The 19,043-nt window shown below is 68.1% G+C and carries 15 protein-coding genes; 1 reads left to right on the top strand and 14 read right to left on the bottom strand.

Translation table 11 applies throughout. From position 1 onward, the window contains the following. Positions 1 to 14 precede the first annotated feature (14 nt). A complete protein-coding gene (gene typA / locus FL344_RS32180; protein WP_141593857.1) occupies positions 15 to 1,862 on the top strand; it encodes a translational GTPase TypA in 1,848 nt (615 codons plus the stop codon). 92 nt (positions 1,863 to 1,954) lie between these two features. Here typA and cglE read toward each other — a convergent pair whose 3' ends face one another. From cglE to FL344_RS32110, 14 genes are all read right to left on the bottom strand, one after another. Beyond that, positions 1,955 to 2,557: an adventurous gliding motility protein CglE gene (gene cglE, locus FL344_RS32175; protein WP_140862578.1), complete on the bottom strand. Its 603-nt coding sequence runs from the start codon at positions 2,555 to 2,557 to the stop codon at positions 1,955 to 1,957. A gap of 154 nt (positions 2,558 to 2,711) precedes the next feature. Then, on the bottom strand, positions 2,712 to 4,754 hold the full coding sequence (locus FL344_RS32170) for a TonB family protein (RefSeq protein WP_141621219.1): 2,043 nt from the start codon (positions 4,752 to 4,754) through the stop codon (positions 2,712 to 2,714). A 55-nt stretch (positions 4,755 to 4,809) separates the two neighbouring features. Then, positions 4,810 to 5,094 carry a hypothetical protein gene (locus FL344_RS32165; protein ID WP_141621218.1) on the bottom strand — a complete coding sequence of 95 codons (285 nt, stop codon included), beginning with the start codon at positions 5,092 to 5,094 and terminating at the stop codon, positions 4,810 to 4,812. A gap of 207 nt (positions 5,095 to 5,301) precedes the next feature. Next, complete coding sequence (locus FL344_RS32160) at positions 5,302 to 6,801, bottom strand: tetratricopeptide repeat protein (RefSeq protein WP_141621217.1); 1,500 nt, start codon at positions 6,799 to 6,801, stop codon at positions 5,302 to 5,304. After that, positions 6,798 to 10,406 carry a tetratricopeptide repeat protein gene (locus FL344_RS32155; protein WP_194863330.1) on the bottom strand — a complete coding sequence of 1,203 codons (3,609 nt, stop codon included), beginning with the start codon at positions 10,404 to 10,406 and terminating at the stop codon, positions 6,798 to 6,800. Before FL344_RS32155 ends, FL344_RS32160 begins: the two co-directional genes overlap by 4 nt. Positions 10,407 to 10,620: 214 nt before the next feature. Then, positions 10,621 to 12,159, bottom strand: a complete 1,539-nt coding sequence (locus FL344_RS32150; protein ID WP_141621215.1) for a tetratricopeptide repeat protein — start codon at positions 12,157 to 12,159, stop codon at positions 10,621 to 10,623. A gap of 23 nt (positions 12,160 to 12,182) precedes the next feature. Beyond that, complete coding sequence (locus FL344_RS32145; RefSeq protein ID WP_141621214.1) at positions 12,183 to 13,511, bottom strand: outer membrane beta-barrel domain-containing protein; 1,329 nt, start codon at positions 13,509 to 13,511, stop codon at positions 12,183 to 12,185. A gap of 12 nt (positions 13,512 to 13,523) precedes the next feature. Next, a complete protein-coding gene (locus tag FL344_RS32140; RefSeq protein ID WP_194858652.1) occupies positions 13,524 to 14,345 on the bottom strand; it encodes an outer membrane beta-barrel domain-containing protein in 822 nt (273 codons plus the stop codon). Positions 14,346 to 14,731: 386 nt separating this feature from the next. Then, the gene (gene rplC, locus FL344_RS32135) at positions 14,732 to 15,406 is read right to left on the bottom strand and encodes a 50S ribosomal protein L3 (protein ID WP_011553403.1); all 675 of its coding nucleotides are present in this window, start codon (positions 15,404 to 15,406) and stop codon (positions 14,732 to 14,734) included. A 146-nt stretch (positions 15,407 to 15,552) separates the two neighbouring features. Beyond that, positions 15,553 to 16,323: a hypothetical protein gene (locus tag FL344_RS32130; RefSeq protein WP_141621213.1), complete on the bottom strand. Its 771-nt coding sequence runs from the start codon at positions 16,321 to 16,323 to the stop codon at positions 15,553 to 15,555. A gap of 66 nt (positions 16,324 to 16,389) precedes the next feature. Further along, positions 16,390 to 16,863: a hypothetical protein gene (locus FL344_RS32125; RefSeq protein WP_140862568.1), complete on the bottom strand. Its 474-nt coding sequence runs from the start codon at positions 16,861 to 16,863 to the stop codon at positions 16,390 to 16,392. 58 nt (positions 16,864 to 16,921) lie between these two features. Further along, positions 16,922 to 17,992 carry a HupE/UreJ family protein gene (locus FL344_RS32120; RefSeq protein ID WP_141621212.1) on the bottom strand — a complete coding sequence of 357 codons (1,071 nt, stop codon included), beginning with the start codon at positions 17,990 to 17,992 and terminating at the stop codon, positions 16,922 to 16,924. 47 nt (positions 17,993 to 18,039) lie between these two features. Beyond that, positions 18,040 to 18,606, bottom strand: coding sequence for a hypothetical protein (locus FL344_RS32115; protein ID WP_011553398.1), 567 nt, complete (start codon positions 18,604 to 18,606; stop codon positions 18,040 to 18,042). Continuing rightward, complete coding sequence (locus tag FL344_RS32110; RefSeq protein WP_020478757.1) at positions 18,603 to 18,761, bottom strand: lmo0937 family membrane protein; 159 nt, start codon at positions 18,759 to 18,761, stop codon at positions 18,603 to 18,605. The genes FL344_RS32115 and FL344_RS32110 overlap by 4 nt, the downstream gene beginning before the upstream one ends. Positions 18,762 to 19,043: the final 282 nt, after the last annotated feature.

Here is a 19,043-nt window from a genome sequence, read left to right as displayed (position 1 = left end):
ACAGTTCGGTTCGTATGATTCCTCGCGAAAATATTCGTAACGTCGCCATTGTCGCTCACGTCGACCATGGCAAGACCACGCTCGTCGATCACCTGCTTCGCCAGGCGGGCACTTTCCGTAGCAACGAGCACGTCGCCGAACGGGTGATGGACTCGAACGACCTCGAGCGCGAGAAGGGCATCACCATTCTCGCGAAGAACACCGCGGTCAATTACAAGGGCATGCAGATCAACATCATCGACACCCCGGGTCACGCCGACTTCGGTGGTGAGGTGGAGCGTGGTCTGCGCCTCGTTGAGGGCGTCATCCTGCTGGTGGACGCCGCCGAAGGCCCCCTGCCCCAGACGCGCTTCGTGCTCAGCAAGGCCCTGGCCATGGGCCTGAAGACGGTGCTGGTCATCAACAAGATCGACCGCCAGGACGCCCGCGCGAAGGACGTGCTGGACCTGGTGTACTCGCTCTACATCGACCTGGGCGCGGACGAGCAGCAGCTGGAGATGCCCGTCCTCTACACCATCGCCCGCCAGGGTCAGGCGTCCACGCAGCTGGAGGTCCCCGGCAAGACGCTGGAGCCCCTGTACGACGCCATCATCAACCACATCCCGCCTCCGCCGAAGTCGGAGGAGACGTCGCTGCAGCTGCTGGTCGCCAACCTGGACTACGACGACTACGTCGGCCGTCTGGCCGTGGGCCGCGTGCAGTCCGGCCGCATCACCGCCAACATGCCCGTCTCCGTCTGCCGCGAGGGCGGCAAGGTGCAGCCGGGTAAGATCGTCAAGCTGTACGGCTTCGCCGGCCTGAAGCGCGTGGAGATTCCGGACGCGGGGCCGGGTGAAATCGTCTCCATCGCCGGCATCGAGGAGATCTCCATCGGCGACACCATCGCCGACGCGGAGAAGCCGGTGGCCCTGCCCCGCATCTCCGTGGACGAGCCCACGATGATGATGGTCTTCAAGGTCAACGACGGGCCGCTGGCGGGCAAGGAAGGCAAGTTCGTCACCTCCCGCAACCTGCGTGAGCGCCTCTACCGCGAGGCCTACCGCAACGTGGGCGTCCGCGTGGAGGACACCGACACGCCGGACGCGTTCCGCGTGGTGGGCCGCGGCGAGCTCGCCCTGGCCGTCATCATCGAGAACATGCGCCGCGAGGGCTACGAGCTGACGGCCTCCAACCCGGAGCCGATCACCAAGGAGATCGACGGCCAGGTCCACGAGCCCATGGAGCTGCTCTTCTGCGACGTGCCGGAGAACAGCGTGGGCGCGGTGACGGAGCGCCTGGGGCCCCGCAAGGGCCGCATGGTGGACATGGGCTCCCTGGGTTCGGGCCGCACCCGGCTCCAGTTCCGCATCCCCGCGCGCGGCCTCATCGGCTTCCGCTCGGAGTTCCTCACCATCACCCGTGGCGAGGGCATCATGAGCAGCCAGTTCGACGGCTACGAGCCGTGGTTCGGCTACATCCCCAAGCGGCAGAATGGCGCCATCGTCTCCGACCGCCTGGGCGACACCGTGCCCTACGCGCTCTTCAGCATCCAGGAGCGTGGCTCGCTCTTCATCGGCGCCGGCACCACGGTGTACGAGGGCATGATCATCGGCGAGCACTCGCACGCGTCCGAGCTGAACGTGAACTGCTGCCGTGAGAAGAAGCTCACGAACATCCGCGCCGCCGGCCGCGACGAGAACGTCATCCTCACCCCGCCGCGGGAAATCAGCCTGGAGAAGGCGCTGGAGTGGATCGCCGACGACGAGCTGGTCGAGGTGACGCCCAAGTCCATCCGCATGCGCAAGAAGGCGCTGGCGGTGGGCGAGCGCTACCGCGCCGAGCGTGACCGCAAGCGCGAGGAGCGCGCGGCCGAAGGCGAGTAGGCCTTCGCGCTGCTGGGGCGCTCACGGGGCGCCCCGCATCACCAGGGCCCGTTCCCACTGCGTTGGGGGCGGGCCCTTCGTGTATGCGGGCTTCAGAACGTGTACTTCACCTTCGGGAAGATGGCGAAGGAGGTGATGTTGGGCCCGATGATGTAGCGGGCCAGCAGGTCCGCGCCGACGGAGAAGTGGTCCATGCCCGTGGCGTACTCCACGCCGAAACCCAGGCCCGCGTTGGGCGCGCTGACGGCGCGTCCCGGGTCGCCCTCGTCGGGGTCCACGGGCGCTGGATCCAGCCGCGTGTAGCCCGCCACGACCTTGGGCGTGAGGAACAGCCGGTCCATGACGCGCACGTGGTAGGCCGCCGACAGGTTGAAGAAGGCCATGGTGAAGTTGTCCGACAGCGCGCACGTCTCCGTGCCGGGCAGGTAGCCCGCGAAGCAGTTCTGCGCGGACGAGCCGAGCCCGAAGTGCGCTCCCAGCGACAGCTTCTCCGTGAGGTCGTACCCCACCCCGAGCTGAAGGTACGTCTGGGCGTTGGAGTAGACGTTCTCCCCGCCCACGGTGAAGAACACGCCGATGTCCGTCTCGGTGAAGAAACCACGGCGCGGCTCGAACGCCACCCCTTCCGGCGGTGTGGCCGCGAGAACCGGAGACGACAGCAGCGCGAGCGCGGCAATCAACTGAGACTTCTTCACGGGTCCTCCCGACAGACGTGCCCTCCCAGCGCAACGCGGGAGCGCCGCAGACGTTAATGACGCCCCCCCGGAACCGGCAGTGGGGGGAAAAACGAAAGTGGCGTGGACCGTTTCGTCCACGCCACTTGGGTCCTTCACAGGCCGCTACCGCCGCTCACCCTCCCGCGCCCGCGGGCGAGAAGAGCCAGGGGTACGTCACCGACACCACGCCGCCGCCCTTGGGCTCCGGGAACTTCCAGCGGCGGATTCGCGACAGCATGCAGCGCTCCGCCGCGGCGTTGTTCAGCGTCGTCTCGGAGACACTCGCGTCGGACACCGCGCCCGTGGGGTCGATGACGAAGGACACCGCCACCTTGCCGGCGAGGCTCGGGTCCTTGTTCAGCTCCGACTCGTAGCAGTACTTGATCTCCCCCTGGTGCCGCCGGATGACCTTGGCGATGACGTCCTTGTCCAGGCCGCCCACCACCGTCGTCTTGCCGGGGATCACCTTGGTGATGGACTTGCCACGGCCGCCCAGGTCGATGCCGCCCGAGCCGCCCGTGCCACGGCCGGTGCCCTGCGTCCCGAGACCACCGATGCCCAGCGCGGTGCCACCACCGCCCTTGCCCGTGCCACGCGAGCCCACGCCGCCCACGCCCTGCGCGTCACCCATGGCCGCGCCGCCCTTGAGGCCGCCCAGCGCGTCGTTGATGCCGGTGCCGAAGCCGCCGGGACCGAACACGTCCGATGCCCCACCCTTCATGCCCTTGAAGGCACCCAGCAGGCCGGCCTTGCCCACCGCCTGACGGTCCTTCTCCTTCTTGCTCTTGTCCACCACGGGCGTGCCAGGCTTGGAGGGCGCCGCTTCCTGCTGCTTCGCCTCCTCCTTGCCGAACTTGCCTTCCTCATCCTTCGCCTTGGCGCCCTCTTCCGGCGCGGACAGCTGGAGCTTCTTCGCCTCCAGCCGCTTCTCCGGGGTGATGAGGAACTTCGCCACGCGCTGCTGGGACTCGAAGATGTCCGCGCTCTGCGGCAGCTCCTGCCGCGGCGTCAGCACCATGGCCAACACCACCGCCAGGCCCGCCAGCATGCAGATGCTGGTGATCTTGAAGAACGTGAAGTCGGAGTCCTTCAGCGACGCGGCGGTGATGACCGGAGACGGCTTCACGTAGCGCGCGACGAAGGACACCGTGCCCAGCGACACCTCCACCCGGTCGTGCAGGCCCAGGGTGAAGCGCTGCTCGGCGTCGTCACCGGCCTGGCCGGAGAGCGCGCCCGCGGCCCGCAGCGCGTCCTTGGTGCGCACGTTGCCCTGGTTGGTGACGAAGGCGCGCGAGCCTGCGGGAGCGCGCACCTCCAGCACATCCTTCTTGCTGACGGCCAGCACGTGGCGCTTGCCCACCGACGGCGCGAAGACGTTGAAGAAGTTCTGCTTCGCCTCGCCGATGGTGACGGGCACGCCGTCCTTGAAGTGCTGGACCTCCAGCAGGGTGTCGCCCCACAGCAGCGCGACCTGGAGGACGCGCGCCTCGGGCGTGGGCATGGCCTCGGGAGGCAGCGGCTCCTGGAGGTGCGGCGCGACCGTCCGCCGCGGCGTGGCCGTGTTCGCCGCATTCGGCGTGGACGTCCGCGCCGTGGAGGGCGTCATGCGAGGCTGGAGCCCCGGAGGCGTCTGCCGAGGTGGCTCGACCGGCATCACACCAGGAGACGCCACCCGCTCCACGCGGTTGCCCAGCGCCGTGGACACCTGGCGCATGGGCGGCGGCGGCGTGGGAACCAGGTTCGGCAGGTCCGCGCGCGTCTGCGTCTGCATGCCACGCGGCGGCGGTGGCGTGGCCACCGGCCTCTGGAACACCGGCCCCGCAACCCGCGCACCCGCGGGAAGCGGACGCTCAGGCTGGGTCGCTCCGAAGAGCACCTCCACCCGGCTGCCGCCCACCATCAACACATCCCCGGGATTGAGCGCCGTGGGGAGGACGAGCCGCTGTCCCCGCACCTCTGTGCCCCCCTCACTGCCCAGGTCGATGGCCGTGACCGAGCCATCCTTGTCCACCTTCAGCATCACATGGAGATTCGAGACCCGCGGGTCCTGAATCTTCACTGCCGCCTGAGCACCCGACCCCACAATGACGCTCTCGGCCTCCGACACGGCTTCCGCCGTGGAGCCATCCGGCCCGGTGATCCGAAGCGTCAAGCCGTTGTTCTTCGCCGCCGCCATGAGGATTTTCCCTCTTCCCTTCCGCCCTTAGAACGACTGCCGCCGCCCGCTGCCGCTAGAGGTTGTCGACTGACTTCTGTAGCTCTGGATCGAAGTTGTCCCGGACCTTGATGAGGCTCTGGAAGTCCGTCTTCTTCCGGTGGAGGACGTACGAGCCCTCAGGCTTCGTGAGCTCGCCTTCCACCGCGACATCCGTGAAGTCGATGACCGTCTTCTTCCGGAAGACGGTGCGGTCCTCCTCCTGGACGACCTTCACCGTGTCTCTCGGCTCCTGTGACATCGCCACCGAGGGTGCCGCCCACAGGCCCAGCACCATCACCGCTGATACCAGTCGCCTCATGCTCAACCTCCCAATGCACAGCGCGATCCAACCTCAAGTCCTTGAATCCAGAGGAGCTCGCCTGCTCATCCGGGAACTGCAGCCTGGAGAGGGGAAAAAAGTTCCGTCCCTCTTCGTCAAAACTCCAGCCAGCCTGCTGGGGTGATGCCTCCGGTGACAGGTGGCCCCGATGGAAGCGACGCACGCCGCTCTCCAAGGGAAGCCGCTTCACTTGCCCGCGGGCGTACCTTCCCCACCGGGAGCAAGCGGCGCCCCACTGCCCGCGCCACCAGTCGCGTCGTCCGCGGGCATCGCATCCGTGCCCTGCCCAGGCTGTGCGCCCGCGCCGCCCGTGGCATCGCCTGCCGGCGCCACCTCCGAGTCCTGTCCAGGCTCCACGCCCTCGGCGCCCTGCGCGGGCTGCGCACCACCGCCGCCAATGGCCTCATCCGCCGGAGCGCCAGCGCCTTCGTCTTCCGCGGTGGCGGGCGCAGCCTCGGGCGGTGGGGCCTTGAGCATGTTCTGCAGGCCCTGGACCTTGGCGGTGATCATCTGCTTGTCATTGTCGGTCGTCGTCTCCAGGCCCTTGCAGCGGTCGAGGAACGCGATGGCCTTCTGCCAGCCCGCGCGGTCCGACGCATACGCCCAGCCCGCGCCGCACACGGCCTCCGGCAGGTCCGAGCGCGTGGCCAGCACCTTCTCGAACGCCTCGCCTGCGGCCAGGCCCTTCTTCGGGTCGCGCCCCTTCTGCCCGTCCAGCGCCCAGGCCAGGTACAGCGTCGCGTCCGGCGAGCCCGGCTCCAGCTCCACGGCCTTGCCGAAGGAGCGCTCGGCGCCCACGTAGTCGCGGTAGCTCAGCGCCAGGGCACCCAGGTTGAGGTAGCCCGGGGTGAACTTCGCATCCAGGGAGATGGCCTTCTGGAACTGCACCAGCGCGCGCGCCCGGTCGTCCAGCTTCAGGTAGACCATGCCCAGCAGGTTGTAGAGCGCCGGGTCGTTCTCCGAGTGCTTGCGCGCGTTGCCGGCCAGCAGCTCCGCCAGCCGGTACTTCTCCCGTGCGTAGGCCACGTGCGCCAGGTTCTTGTACGCCCCCGGGTTGTCCTTGTTGCGCACCAGCACGCGGCGCGCGGCCGCCTCGGACTCGTCCAGCTTTCCGGCGACGCGATAGGTGACGGACAGGCTGTTGAGCAGCGACGCGTCGTACTCGCGACCAGGCATCTTCAGCGCCCGCTGGAACAACGCGATGGCTTCGTCCAGCCGCCCCTGCTCCCGGTACATGACGCCCAGGTTGACCACCGCGGGCACGTGGGCCGGGTCCAGCAGGAGGACCTTCTCGTAGGCCACGCGCGCGTCGTCCGAGCGGCCCTGGCGCTCCGCGATGACGCCCAGGTTGAACTGCGCGTTGAGGCTCTGCGGCAGTTCATCCACCACCGCCTCGAAGCCCTTGCGCGCACCGTCCAGGTCCCCTGCTTCATATGACTGGAGCGCCGCCGCGAAGGCGGACTGCGCGCTGCCGGACTTCTGCGCGGGAGGCGGCACCGGCTTCTGCTCGGGCGCGGGCTGCTGCGCCGCGGGCGGCGTCACCTCCGGCGCGGCGGTCTGCTTCTTCTGAGGCCCCGAGGCGCACGCCGCCGTAAAGGCCAGCGAGCCGACGAGGAGCGAACGGAACCAGGTCATTTGCGTCTTCCCCGCCCCAACCTGAAAGGAATCGATGCGAAACGGCTTCATCGCAGCACCTCCCCGCGCGCCGCCGTGGGTGTCTGCGCCTCGTCATCCGAGGGCTTCGAGGAATCCGCCGGGACCGGCGTCGTCGCGGTGGCGCCTTCCAGCACGCGCACCAGGTCCGAGCGGACGAGTGTGTCGCTGCCGCGGTAATTCACCTGCCGCACCTGCGCGTAGGCCCCCGGACGCAGGCGGTTCACCTGGTCCTGCGCGGCCAGGGTCCATGGGCTGTAGACGCCCAGCTCGTAGGCCTTCTCCAGCGCCTTCTCCAGGGCCTCGGCGGCCTTGTCCTCCAGCGGCAACGCCAGGTTCTCCAGCTCGCTGCGGTACATGGCGAGCTGCTCCTCATCGAGCCCGGAGGGGTCCGGCGAGTCCATGATGTTGCGCGCGAAATCGGCATAGGCCAGGCCGATGCGCGTGAGCGCCGCGATGCCCCAGTCACCGGAGCCGGTGGACAGGACGGCGAGGTAGTCCTTCTCCAGCCGCTGAATCTCCTTCTGCTTCGCCGCCAGGTCCCGTCGGATGGTGCTCACCCGCGAGAAGCGGATGCCCACGTAGCGCTTCCACGCCGGCTCCAGCGACAGGAAGCGCGCATGGCCGTAGGCATTGAGCACCGCCGCGTCCTTGCGAGCGCTCTCCGGCAGCCGGTTCCACGCCCGCACCAGCTCGCCCTGCACGCGCTCCTGCTCGCGTACGTTCTTCAGCTGCTCGTACGCCAGCAGCTCGTGGTAGCGCGCCTGGTACACCTGCGCGGAGCTGGAGCGTGAGTCACGGCCGTACGTCTCCGCGAAGGCGCCGAACGCCCGGGCCGCCTCGCTCCACTTCTTCTCCTTCTCCCACGCGAGCGCCGCCGTGAAGGCCACCTGCGGCACGTCCTTGCGGTCCTTGAAGCGGGAGACATACGTGTTGTAGGCGGCCACGGCCTTCTGCGGCTCACCCGCGCCTTCCCACCAGACGCCCGCATTGAACTGCGCATCCGCCACCCAGCCGCCGGCCTCGTCCAGCAGCGCCTTGCGCTCGGCGGCCTTCCGCTCGCGCTTGGTCTCCGCGTCCTCGGCGCCCGGCGCGACATTCGCCTTGGCGGCCGTCTTGGTCGCCTTGCGCTTGCCGTTGGCATCGTCCGCCTTCATCGCGGCGTCGTAGCTGGCCACGAAGGACTCCGCCATGACGGCGGCCTTCCGGTACTCAGCGACCTTCTCGTAGAGGCCCGCCAGCGAGTAGCGCGCCTTCAGCTCGAAGGGGCTGCGCGGGTACTCCTTGAGGAAGCGCTCACCCGCGGCCAGGCCCTTGTCGATTTCGCCCGCCTCCTGCGCGATGACCATCGCGTAGGTGAGCGCGCGGTCCGCGTTCTCTGACTTGGGGAAGTCGGACACGAAGCGGAGGAACTCCTCAGCGGCCTTCTTCGGGTTCTTCTCCTTCTTGTAGACGACCTCGTCCACCCACTTGTACTGGCTGCCTTCGACGACGCGGCTGACGCGCACGGCGAAGTCCGTTCCGGGCTTGGCCAGCTTCTTGTTCTCCAGGAACTTCTTCGACAGCGTGTTCAGCTCGAGCCACTCCTCGCGGCTCTCCAGCACGTACATGGTGAGGTCGGCCGCGTCGCGCGAGCGGCGCTCCTCCGGGAACTTCTCGATGATTTCGCCGAAGCGCCGGGCCGCGTCCACGAAGTGGCTGCGGTCATAGAGGATGACGGCGGCCTGGTAGCGCAGGTCGATTTCGTCCTGCGTGTTCGGATACAGCTTCACGTAGACGTCGCACGCGGCGACCAGCCGGTCCTCGAACTTCGTGAGCGCCTCTTCCTCGCGGTCCTTCGCGTCGCGCTTGACGATCTTCTGCTTGGCGACGTCGCCCTTGTCCTTCTTCTCGTCGACCTTCTGGCCGTCGCGCAGGTCGCTCCTCGCGAGCTGGCCGCGCTCGATCTTCACCAGCTTGTCGTAGGCGAGGATGGCGTTGTACGCGGCGCTCTTGCGGTACGTCTCGTTGGAGACCTCGCGCGCGGTGTCGCGGTCCGGAATCTTGAAGGCCACCACCGCGTCGTACTCGGCCGCGGCCGCTTCCCACTCCTCCAGGGCCCAGAGGATTTCCGCGTAGAAGAAGCGGAGGTTGAAGGCGGAGTCCGCCACGAAGTCCGGGTTCGCGTTGGAGGCGAACGCGTCCACGTACTGCTTGTAGATGTCACGCGCCAGCCGGTAGGTCTCCACCTGGCGCGTCTTCTGCGCCTCCTGGTGGTACTCGGTGACCATGACGCGCATGGCCTCTTCGGTGACGTTGAAGGCGTTGCGGAGGACGGTCGTCTTGCCCTCGTTGGCCTTCCACCACTCGCCACCGGGGCTGTAGAGGTCCACCATCCGCTTCATTTCCTTGCGGACCAGCTGGCGCTGGCGGAGCCCCTCGTGGGCGCGGACGATGGCCTGCTGGTACTCCGGCGCGCTGGCGCCCATGGGTTCGTCGTCCACGAGCGTGCGGTACGTGAGGATGGCGCTGTCGAAGTGGCCCGCGTCCACCAGGCCCGCGGCCGTCTTGGCCAGCAGGCGGCCCACGCGCTGCGCCGGCGCCTTCTCCTTGAAGTAGGCGATGGCTTCCTTCGGCTGGTCCAACTGGACGTAGAAGACGGTCAGGTCGTTGAGCGCCTCGGTGCGCAGGTCACCCAGCTCGGGACTCTTCGCGGCGTAGTCCACCACCTCGTGGAGCTTCTTCAGCCCCAGCTCGTAGTCGCCGGTGTTGTAGTCGCACCAGGACAGCTTGTAGACGGCGTAGCCGTAGATCTTCGGCACGCCCGAGTCCCGCGCCTTCTCGTAGTTCTCCTTGGCGGGGATGAGCTTGTTGTTCTCGAAGTAGTGGTTGCCGAGCTGGATGTACGCGTCCGGCACGAACTGCGACTTCGGGAAGTCGCGGATCAACTCCTCGTAGCGGGCCACCGCGTCCTCGCGGCGTCCCAGCTCGTAGTAGTTGTACCCCATGGAGAAGAGGACCTCGTCGCGCTGCGGATAGTCCGGGTACGCACGGAGGATGTCCTCGTAGATGCCCATCGTCTCGGTGCGGTAGCGCTCGCTGTCCGCGTGGTTCTTCTTGGGCGGCTCCACCTTCTCGCCGCGCGCCACGGCCGCGTCGTATTCCTTCTCCGCCGCGAGGAAGCGCGTCATCTCCAGCTGGTAGAGGTACTTGGACTTCTCCCAGTAGAGCTCCGACAGGCGGTAGAGCATCTCCGCCTTCTGCGGATTGCCGTCCCGCAGCTTGGGGATGAGGCGCTTGAAGGCGGCAATGGCCTCGTCGCGCTTCTTGTCCGCCAGCGCGTCCCGCCTGGCGTCCGGGATGCGGGGCAGCGCCGCGAACTTCGCCGACGCGGGCTGAACACGCGCGGGCCCCTGCCGCACATCCTCCGGCGCGACCCCTGGCGGCGGAGCCTTCTCCTCTGCCTTGCGGTCGACCTGGGCCTTCGCGGACTTCTTCTTCCCGCCCGCCTTGCTGGACGCACCGGAGGTCTTCGACGCGGACGCCGCGGCGGGCTTCTTCCCCCCCTTGCGGGCCTGCGTTTCCGCCGCCTCTCCCACCCCGCCAGTGATGAGCACCGCGCCCACCGCCAGCGCACCGAAACGAAGAACCACCTTCATGCGAGCTCCTGCCGTGAAGCCGACCCGGCATGCGGGCAATCCAGCACCCACTGACGAGGGACGACGGAAAGTAGATGCGCACTTCTGGATTGAGAAGTGGCGACGGAACGGTGCTTGCGCACTGTCAACAACGACAGAGGGGCCGCGTCCACGCGGTGTCGCGTGGAGCCGGCCCCTCAAGGTACGTGCATGCGTGACGGCGGCGCTCGTGAACCTACGGCTGCTGTTCAGCGGTCTTCGCCGGACAGCCACGCTTCAGCGTGTATTGGTAATAACCAATCTCGTCGATCCAGAACTCGCCCTGGAACTTCCAGTAGTTCCAGGCCGCGCCCGGCATCTTCGGGCGATACAGCGACTGCCGCGTCAGCAGCGCCTTCTGGTCAACGCCGGCCTGCAGCAAATCCTTCTCATCCAATGCCGTCTGCACGCGGATGATTTCCGCCTGGTCGGAGAAGGTCCGCAGATTGTCCGCTGCCTCACGGATGCGGCTCTGCGCCAGCGTGCCGCCCACCTGCAGCAACGTCCCGCGCACCTCCTCGAGCGACGCGGTGGACTGCGCCGCCAGCGGCGTGCCGCGCCAGCGTCCGTTCGTCAGCGCACGCTTCTCGTTGTCCACGCGCTCCAGCATCCGCATCACCTCGCGGATGCGCTCGTTGTTGCGCAGCCACAGGTATACCGGGCGCGGCAGCCGGCGGTTCTCCGCCGCCACCAGGTTGAAGGACTGCACCAGCGGCACGTCCTCCCCGGTGAAAGGCTCCAGTTGCCGCTCCATGGGCCCGTAGATTTCGTCGAAGGCCGCCAACGTCGTCTTCACCTCGTCGTAGAGGCACGAGTAGTAATAGACGGTCGCCTTGAGAATCCACGACTCGGGCTGGAAGGCCCCAGCGAACTGCGGCGCATGCAGCGCCTGGAGGCTGCCGAGCGCCCCGCCGAAGTCCTCGTTCTGAAAGCGCGCGAAGCCGTTCTCGAAGAGGGCCTGGTCCCAGTAGCGCGAGTAGCGCGGCACCCGCTCATAAGCGGCGCTGGCGTCGGTGTACTCACCTCGGCGGTAGTGGATCCGGCCCAGGGCGATGAGCGCCAGGTGCTGCGTGGCGCGCAAATCCAGTTGCCCCTCCTTCGCCGCCAGCACCGCGTTGAAGGCGGCCAGCGCGTCCTTGTCCAACACGGAGGACTCGCCGGGGCGGCCCGGGAAGCGCGGGTCCGCCAGCACCACGCCGAGCAGGTAGCGGGACTTCGCGTACACGCGGCTGTCCTGGGGGACCGCCTCCAGCAGCGAGCGCGCTTCCTCGAAGCGGCTCTTGCGCTGGCTCACCGTGCCCACCAGGTAGTTGATGCGCGCGAGCACTTCCTTGGGCAGCGTCACCCAGCGGTCGCGCACCTCGTCGGTGTAGGCCTGGTTGAGGATGCTGGGGATGAGGTTGTGCTCATCCAGTTGCTGCTGCATGTCCACCAGTCCCTCCACCGCCTTGAGATACGAGGGGTGCGAGGGTCCGGCATTGACGATGGCCGCATAGGCGATGAAGGCGGCCACGGGCAGGCCCTTCTGGGCCAGGGCCTGTCCGAGGAAGTACTCCGCCTTGCCCTTCACCTCCGCGTCGGAGGCGCTCTCCGCGAGTTCGAAGAAGAGGGGCGCGGCGGTGTCCATGTCACCGGCGTTGAAGGCGGCCAGCGCGCGGTTGTAGCCACCCGAATCAGACTGGGCGGACACCGCGAGCGGCGCCAGGGCGACCAAGAGGCTGAGCAGTCGTTTCATGGCGGTTGGGGCCTTCCTGAGCATCAGAAGAGGACAGAGAAGCCGGCGTAGAAGCTCACGTTGTTGAGGACGTCCGAGGACGGCTCGGCCACCAGGTCTCGGCCCAGGATGATGTCCTCGCGGTAGTTCTTCTTCGTCTTCGGGTCGACGCCGTCGAACTTCTCGTAGCGGCAGCTCCCGCTCAGGTTCAGCGAGGAGAAGGCCTGGTTGGTGGAACGCGCCGCTTCGAGCGCCTCGAAGTCCGCCAGGTTGCAGCCGTCCACCCGGTCCACGCGCGCGGTGTAGATGAGGTCCCGCACCTCCACGCGCAGCGCGTACGACTCGCCGAACTGGAGCCGGAAGCCGCCCCCCACCGAGCCCATGAACTTGGTGCCCGTGTCACCGAAGCGCGCGGGCACCTGGAACGACTCGCCCTCCACATCGTTCGTCACGGCGGGGCGGATGAGGTGGCGCGTGGAGCCGATGCCCGCTCCGCCACTGAGCACCACGCTGAACTGCGCGAGCGAGTTGTTGAGGAAGGCGAACTTGCCGTAGAGCGGCGTCACCTCCACGCCCGCGTGGGCGCCCCACACCAGGAGCAGCGACGAGGCCGCCTGCGCCTGCTCACGGACCTTGTCGATGAGCTCCAGGTTGAAGTCGCTCTCGTTCGAGTACCAGTTGTACTGGCCCATCACCTGGAGGGCGAAGTTCTCCTGCAGGTGGTAGGTGTAGTGCGCCGCCGTGCCCGCGTGGCGGGTGTACTTCCCGTTCACCTGCACCGCGGCCGGGTACACCGTCAGCTCGTGACGGCCCTCGTCCGCGAAGCGCTTCTTCTGGACGATGTGCACCGACACGTTGGGGTTGTAGAGCGGCGCTCCGTTCACCAGCCGCTGCTGCTGCGCATCCGTGGTGCGCGGCGCATCGGAGCCCAGGTCGGACGCCAGCACCGGTGCATCATCGGGAACCGGCGGCGCCTCCTGCCCGGCCACGCCCGTCGTCGCGGGAGCGGAGTCCGTCTCCACGGTGGGCGCGGGCTCGGCGGCGGGCACCGGCGCGGTGTCTTCAACACGGGAAGGCTCGCTCGCGGGCACCTCGTCGGTGCCCTGCACCGGGGCCGCGTTGGGGCGGATACCCGCGGGCGGCGCGGATGCTTCCGTGGCTTCGGCGGGCACCAGCGGCTCGGGCCGGGACGCGGGCCCGACAGGGGCCTCCGGGAGCGACTGGGGCTGCGTGGACGGTGGCGGCACGGACGTCTCCGCACCGGGCGCTGGCACTTGCTGGACCTGCGCCAGCGCGAAGGCCGGAGCCGGGACGCGTGGCGCGGCCTGCGTGGCCGTGGCGACAAGGAGCGCGAGGGACAGGAACGGTCGCATAGTCAGGTGGACCTAGAAGGAGAAGGTGTAGCCAAGGTCGAACTGCACCAGGTGCGTGAGGCCAGGGCTGCGCGCGGGCTCCCCCGTCGCCTGCCCCGCCTCCCACGCATCGCGCACCAGGTTGACGCGGTAGTTGTCCCGGAAGACCCAGTCGCGCAGCTCCAGGCGCACGCCGTGCTTGTCCAGGATGAAGAAGCGGAAGCCCACCGCCGCCGACACCACCGGGGCGACCCGCGACTCATTCACCCAGAAGTTCTGGGTGGCCGACCCGCGATCATCCACCGACGTGCGGTTGTCGCAGATGCCCAGCTCGCGGTTCACCACCTGCGTGCACTGGATCACGGAGTTGCGTTTGAACGAGGCGAGGCCCCCGCCCGCCCAGACGTAGGTCTGGAAGTGGACCGGCAGGTCCGACAGCAGGCTGAGCTTCCCGTAGATGGGTGCCCAGCGGACACCGGCCACCCCGTGCAGGTTCATCTGCCAGAGGTCTTCCAGCTCGTCGGTGACGCGCTTGTCCTCGCGGTTGAGGAAGCTCTCGGAGATGGAACGCGCCAGGCCCGTGTGACGGCTGGCCGCGTAACCGGCCCGAGCCTCCACCGCGAAGGTGTTGAAGAGGTTGTAGGCCACCCCGGCGTTGAAGACGTAGTGCGCCGTCAGGTGTGTCTGGAGCGGCAGGCCGACCCCGAAGGACAGCTCCAACTTGCCGCCCGGCTCGTACAGCCGGTTGCGGACGACGACGTTGTCCAGGACGTTCTCGTCGTCCTGTGCCGCGGCAACCGGCGCCGCCAGCGAGACGGCCAACGAAGCAAAGGCGCAGAGCGTGCGTGCGATCATAATCCTGCCCGGCCCGTGAGGTGGGCCGCCATGAGCGGGAGTGCAAGGAACTCCCCGAGCCACGGAGTCCGCGTCACCTGACGCTCAGACTCCTCCGTGGGGCCTGGATGTGCGCACGGCTTCCACGACCGACAAGCCGAGGTGGCCTGGAGTCGGAATTCTTTTCACGGTCGTCCCCACCGGACGCCCACCGGTCAACGTTTCCGGGGCATCCCACGGCACGGGACGTGATGAAGCAGGCAGGCGGGTCGTCACGCGGGGCAGACACCTGCCCACCCGCGGAAACCGCACGCATCCTGCCCCGCAAGACAAACGCCCCGCCCGGATGCCCGACGAATCGGGCCCGGAAACGGGGCGCTTCGAGCGTTCAGACGCTCAGCAGCGAACTACGCGCCGCGCGCGGCCTTGTGCTGCGCGCGCATGGCCGCCTTGATGCTGGGGCGGATGTAGACGACGCCGTTGTTGTGGCCGGCGACGGCACCCTTCACGAGCACCAGGCCCTTCTCCACGTCCACGTCCACCACGGTCAGGTTCTGGGTGGTGACCTGATCCACGCCGTAGTGACCGGGCATCTTCTTGTTCGGGTACACGCGGCCCGGCGTCTTACGCTGACCGATGGCGCCCGGGTGACGCTGGTACTCGTGCGTACCGTGCGTCTTCGTCTGCGAGCCCTTGAAGTTCCAGCGGCGCATGACGCCGGAGAAACCGCGGCCCTTGGTGATGCCGGTCACGTCGACCAGCTCGCCCTTGGCGAACATGTCCGCCTTGACGGCGTCGCCCACGTTGAAGGAGGCAGCCTCCTCCGGCGTGACACGGAATTCCTTCAGGTGGCGGCGGTAAGGCGCGTTGGCCTTCTTGAAGAAGCCGCGCTCGGCCAGGTTGAGAATCTTCTCGCGGATCTCACCAAACCCGATGGTCACCGCGGAGTAGTTGTCCTTCTCCGGGGTGCGCTTGCCAACGACCTGGCAGGTGCCCACGTCGATCACCGTGACCGGGACGAGGTTGCCCTCATCGTTGAACACCTGGGTCATGCCGATCTTCTTGCCAATCAGACCCTTCACGTCGTCCTCACTGCCAGCGCGCTGGTGGCGCGGAAAAACCCAATAAGTTCAATGACCTGGACTGCACGCGTCCCCGCGGTCGCCAGGAAGCGGCGCAATGTAGCAGACAGGTCTCCGCCGTCAAGCACTACGGGCGGGTGCCTCTCTCACTGCGCGCGATCCAACCGCGGGTAGAACGGTGCGAGCTGCGCATCGTTGATGCGCTGTGCATACACGTCTTCGCCCAGGAGGAACAGTGCTTGATCCAGATAATCCTCCGAGGCCTGGACCTGTTCCTCCTTGGCGGCGATTGCCTGGTCGAGCTCCGCCATGCGGTGCTCGTGGTCGAGCTTCCGCTCCTCCGCCTCGTCCTCCATCTCCAGCATGCGCTTGTGCGCCAGGATGCCGGCCGCGCCGGGCTGACCGGGCACGGGGGTGAGGGCGGAGGCCAGGCTGGACTCCAGATCCTCCAGCTGCCGGCCGAGGCGCATCTGCTGGAGCCGGTTCTTCTTGAGGTTGCCGCGGGCCAGTTCAATCTTGTCGGGCGGCTCGCCGGTCAGCTCCATGTCGCTGATCTTCTTCTCGAGCTTGACCAGACCATCCTCGGCGTAGCGCTTTTCGGCCTTGCGAGACGCGAGCGTCTTGCGCAGCTCCTTCACCTTGCCGTCGATGGCGTCCACTGCCTTCTTCCACTTCTTGACGATGACGGCGTGCTTCGCCCGCTCCTCGCCCTGCTCGGCGAGAAAGTCCGAATACGCCGCGTCCTCGTCGTTCATCTCCTGCTCGAGCGCCGCCAGTTCATCCCGGCGCGCCACCACCGCCTCTTCGGCGCGGTAGACGCGGTCCATGGAACGGGGACAGGTGGGCTTGCCCGGCAACCTGTCCCGAGCCAGGTCGCCCAGCTGGAAGATGAGGTCGTTGTAGCTCTCCTTCGCCATGAACGGATTTCTACGCCCAATGCACGGTAACTGTCACCGGCAGAGCGAGAAACCCATGTCATTCCCTCATGAGTCACCCGGGGCGGCGCTGGCCGGCGCGTCGGCGTGGACCACGGGCCCCAGGGCCCCTTCGGCCAGGGACAGCAGCTCCCGGGAGCGGTCCTGCTCCTCGGTGCGGTTCAGCTCGCAGACCCACGCGGAGGAGAGGTCCGCCTGCTGACGGGCCAGCTCCGCGGTCGTCTCATAGCGGGCGGCCGACGCGCGGGCGAAGGCCCCCTCGCGGCGCAGTTCCAGCAACGTATCCGAATCCAGCTCGATGTCCTCGGGAGGAACCGGCAGTGGACCTCGGCCCAGCGCGGCCAGCCGTGCGAGCAATCGCGACGCGTGAGCCCGGCAGAACGCGGCCAACACCATCAGCCGTGCCCGGACCCTCGCATCCGCGATTCGCTCTGCCAGCGCCGTCATCCGCCGGGCGGAGACGACCTCCGCCTCCCACGCGGCGGCCAGCGCCGCGGCCAACCGGGTATGCCTCGCACCCATTGACGTCCCCCTGTTCCCTACCTTCAAGTCGCCAACGTAGGAACGCTGAGCGCGGGATTCAACCGAGGGCGCGTTCAACCATCCAGTACCCACCAGCCGCGAGGATTCCGATGGACAGTCCCCTCACGGCCCTCGCGTGCAAAGCCGGACGGCGCTGGACCATGCGGAGGATGGGCAGCAGCACCGCCACCACCACCGCCTGGCCCAATTCCACACCGACGTTGAAGCCCAGCAGCGCCGTCACCACGGACTCGCCCAGGCCGTAGCCGGCCAGCACGCCCGCGAAGCCGAAGCCGTGGATCAGCCCGAAGAGGAAGGTGACGAGCACCCGGTGCCGGTGCTCGCGCAGCACCAGGTTCTCCACCGCCACGTAGATGATGGACGCGGCGATGGCGGCCTCCACCCACCGGGCCTGGACTCCGTCCAACACCACCCAGCCCAGCGCGGCGGCCCCCAGCGTGAGCGAGTGCGCCACCGTGAAGGACGTCACCAGCAGCAACACCCGCCTCCAGCCGCCCCCCACCAACAGCACGGCCAGCAGGAAGGCCAGGTGGTCCACGCCCTCGAAGATGTGGCGCACGCCCAGGCCCACCCAGCCCGCGAAGCGGCTCAGCAGCGGCGTGCCGCGTCCGCCTTCCGGGACGTCCACTTCCGGCCGCGTGGCATCCGCGAACACGGCCCCTGGAACCTCCCCTTCCCTCACACTGCCCAGGATCACCCGGTACTCCGGTGGCAGCCGCGTCAGCACCAGGAAGCGCTGGCGCATTCCACCCGGCGGGCACGTGAAGGTGGCGGACAGCTCCACGAAGGACTGCCTCGGCGCCGCGGCGTGCGCGGTCCGCACGCACGGCAAGGCTCCGGAAGCCAGCGGCATCGCATCCCAGATGCCCGTGGCGATGGCGTCACGCCGCGCGTCCAGTCCACTCCGCGTGAGGAGCGAGCCCCCATCCGCGTCGCCCAGGAGCAGGGCCAGCGTCTCCGGCGTCATCGTCAGAATCTGACGGACCTCGGGCGCCTCGGGCCCGGCGCGGTGCGCTTCGATATAGAGGATGTCGGCGTCGTGCGCGGCGGCGGCGCCCGCGGCCAAGAGCAGGCACGCGAGCATGGCCCGGGGGGAGACCCACGTCATGTCCCCTCCAGCCTGCCGTCACCGCCCGCCCGCGTCCACCCCGGGCGCTACTCCGAGACGAAGCGCAGCTCCACCTGCTGGCGGCCGCTCATCGGATCATGCCGCGCGCCGCAAGAGAAGCAGTGGAGTGCCTGGTCCCACTCCCAGATGACCTTCACCTCTTCACCACAGCAGAGCATGGGCATGACGCGCAGCAGCTCGTCCGGCTCTGGCTCCATGGGCCCCGGCAGGGCCTCCGGCTCCACCGCCACGAACGTCGGCCTGGGGTTGACGGACAGCGTGCGCGCCACGTGCGCCAGTTGCTCGTACCGCACGTGGTTGGCCCAGCCGCGCGCCACGGCCTCCAGGTGCCCCTGCTGGGCGGGCGTGAGAAAGGCGTCCGCTTCCGCACGATAGCCGCAGTACGGGCAGCCCCAGACGGGAATGCCCTCCACGCACTCGTGGGCGTTCTCGAAGGGGTAGAAGCCCAGGAGCTTGTGCAGGACCGCGCGCGAGTCCATGGGCCCCGGACGCGTCTTGAAGGGCCGCTGACACTCCGGGCACTCCCGGCGCGTGAAGCCCACGGAGTCCCGGGGCAGCTCCACCCCCGTCACCTCGGGCGCACCGCGCCTCACGCCGAGGCCGCCCGGCGGCCCTGAGACACCACCGCCAGCAGGAGCGCCACCATCGCGAACAGCAGCAGCAGATGGACCCAGTAACCCTCGGTGGAGCCGGTGGTCAGCCCCAGCCCCCACAACACCAACAGGATGATTCCCATCGTCCAGTACACGCCGCACCTCCCCACGCACCACAGCCTGGCGCGGGCAAACCTAGGAACAGGAACCCGGACGGGCAACCCGGTCCTTTTCACAGTCTCCCGTTGGGAACGGCACTTCCCCACCCGGGCATTTTTTCAGCTCCACCGGGGAATCCCGCGCGCCAGAGACGGCAAATTCGTTGGCGCTTTTAAGGAGAAACACGCCACGTGCGACTTCTGGCACGCGGGCTGCTTAGGCGTTGCTCCGTCGGCAGGTCAGTACATCCGTAGGAGTGCACGGGGCGCGAGCGGCAC

It is taken from the genome of Myxococcus sp. AB036A (assembly GCF_006547355.1).
Taxonomy (GTDB): domain Bacteria; phylum Myxococcota; class Myxococcia; order Myxococcales; family Myxococcaceae; genus Myxococcus; species Myxococcus virescens.
Note: the sequence above shows the minus strand (reverse complement) of the source record. Positions and strands in the feature narration are given on the sequence as shown.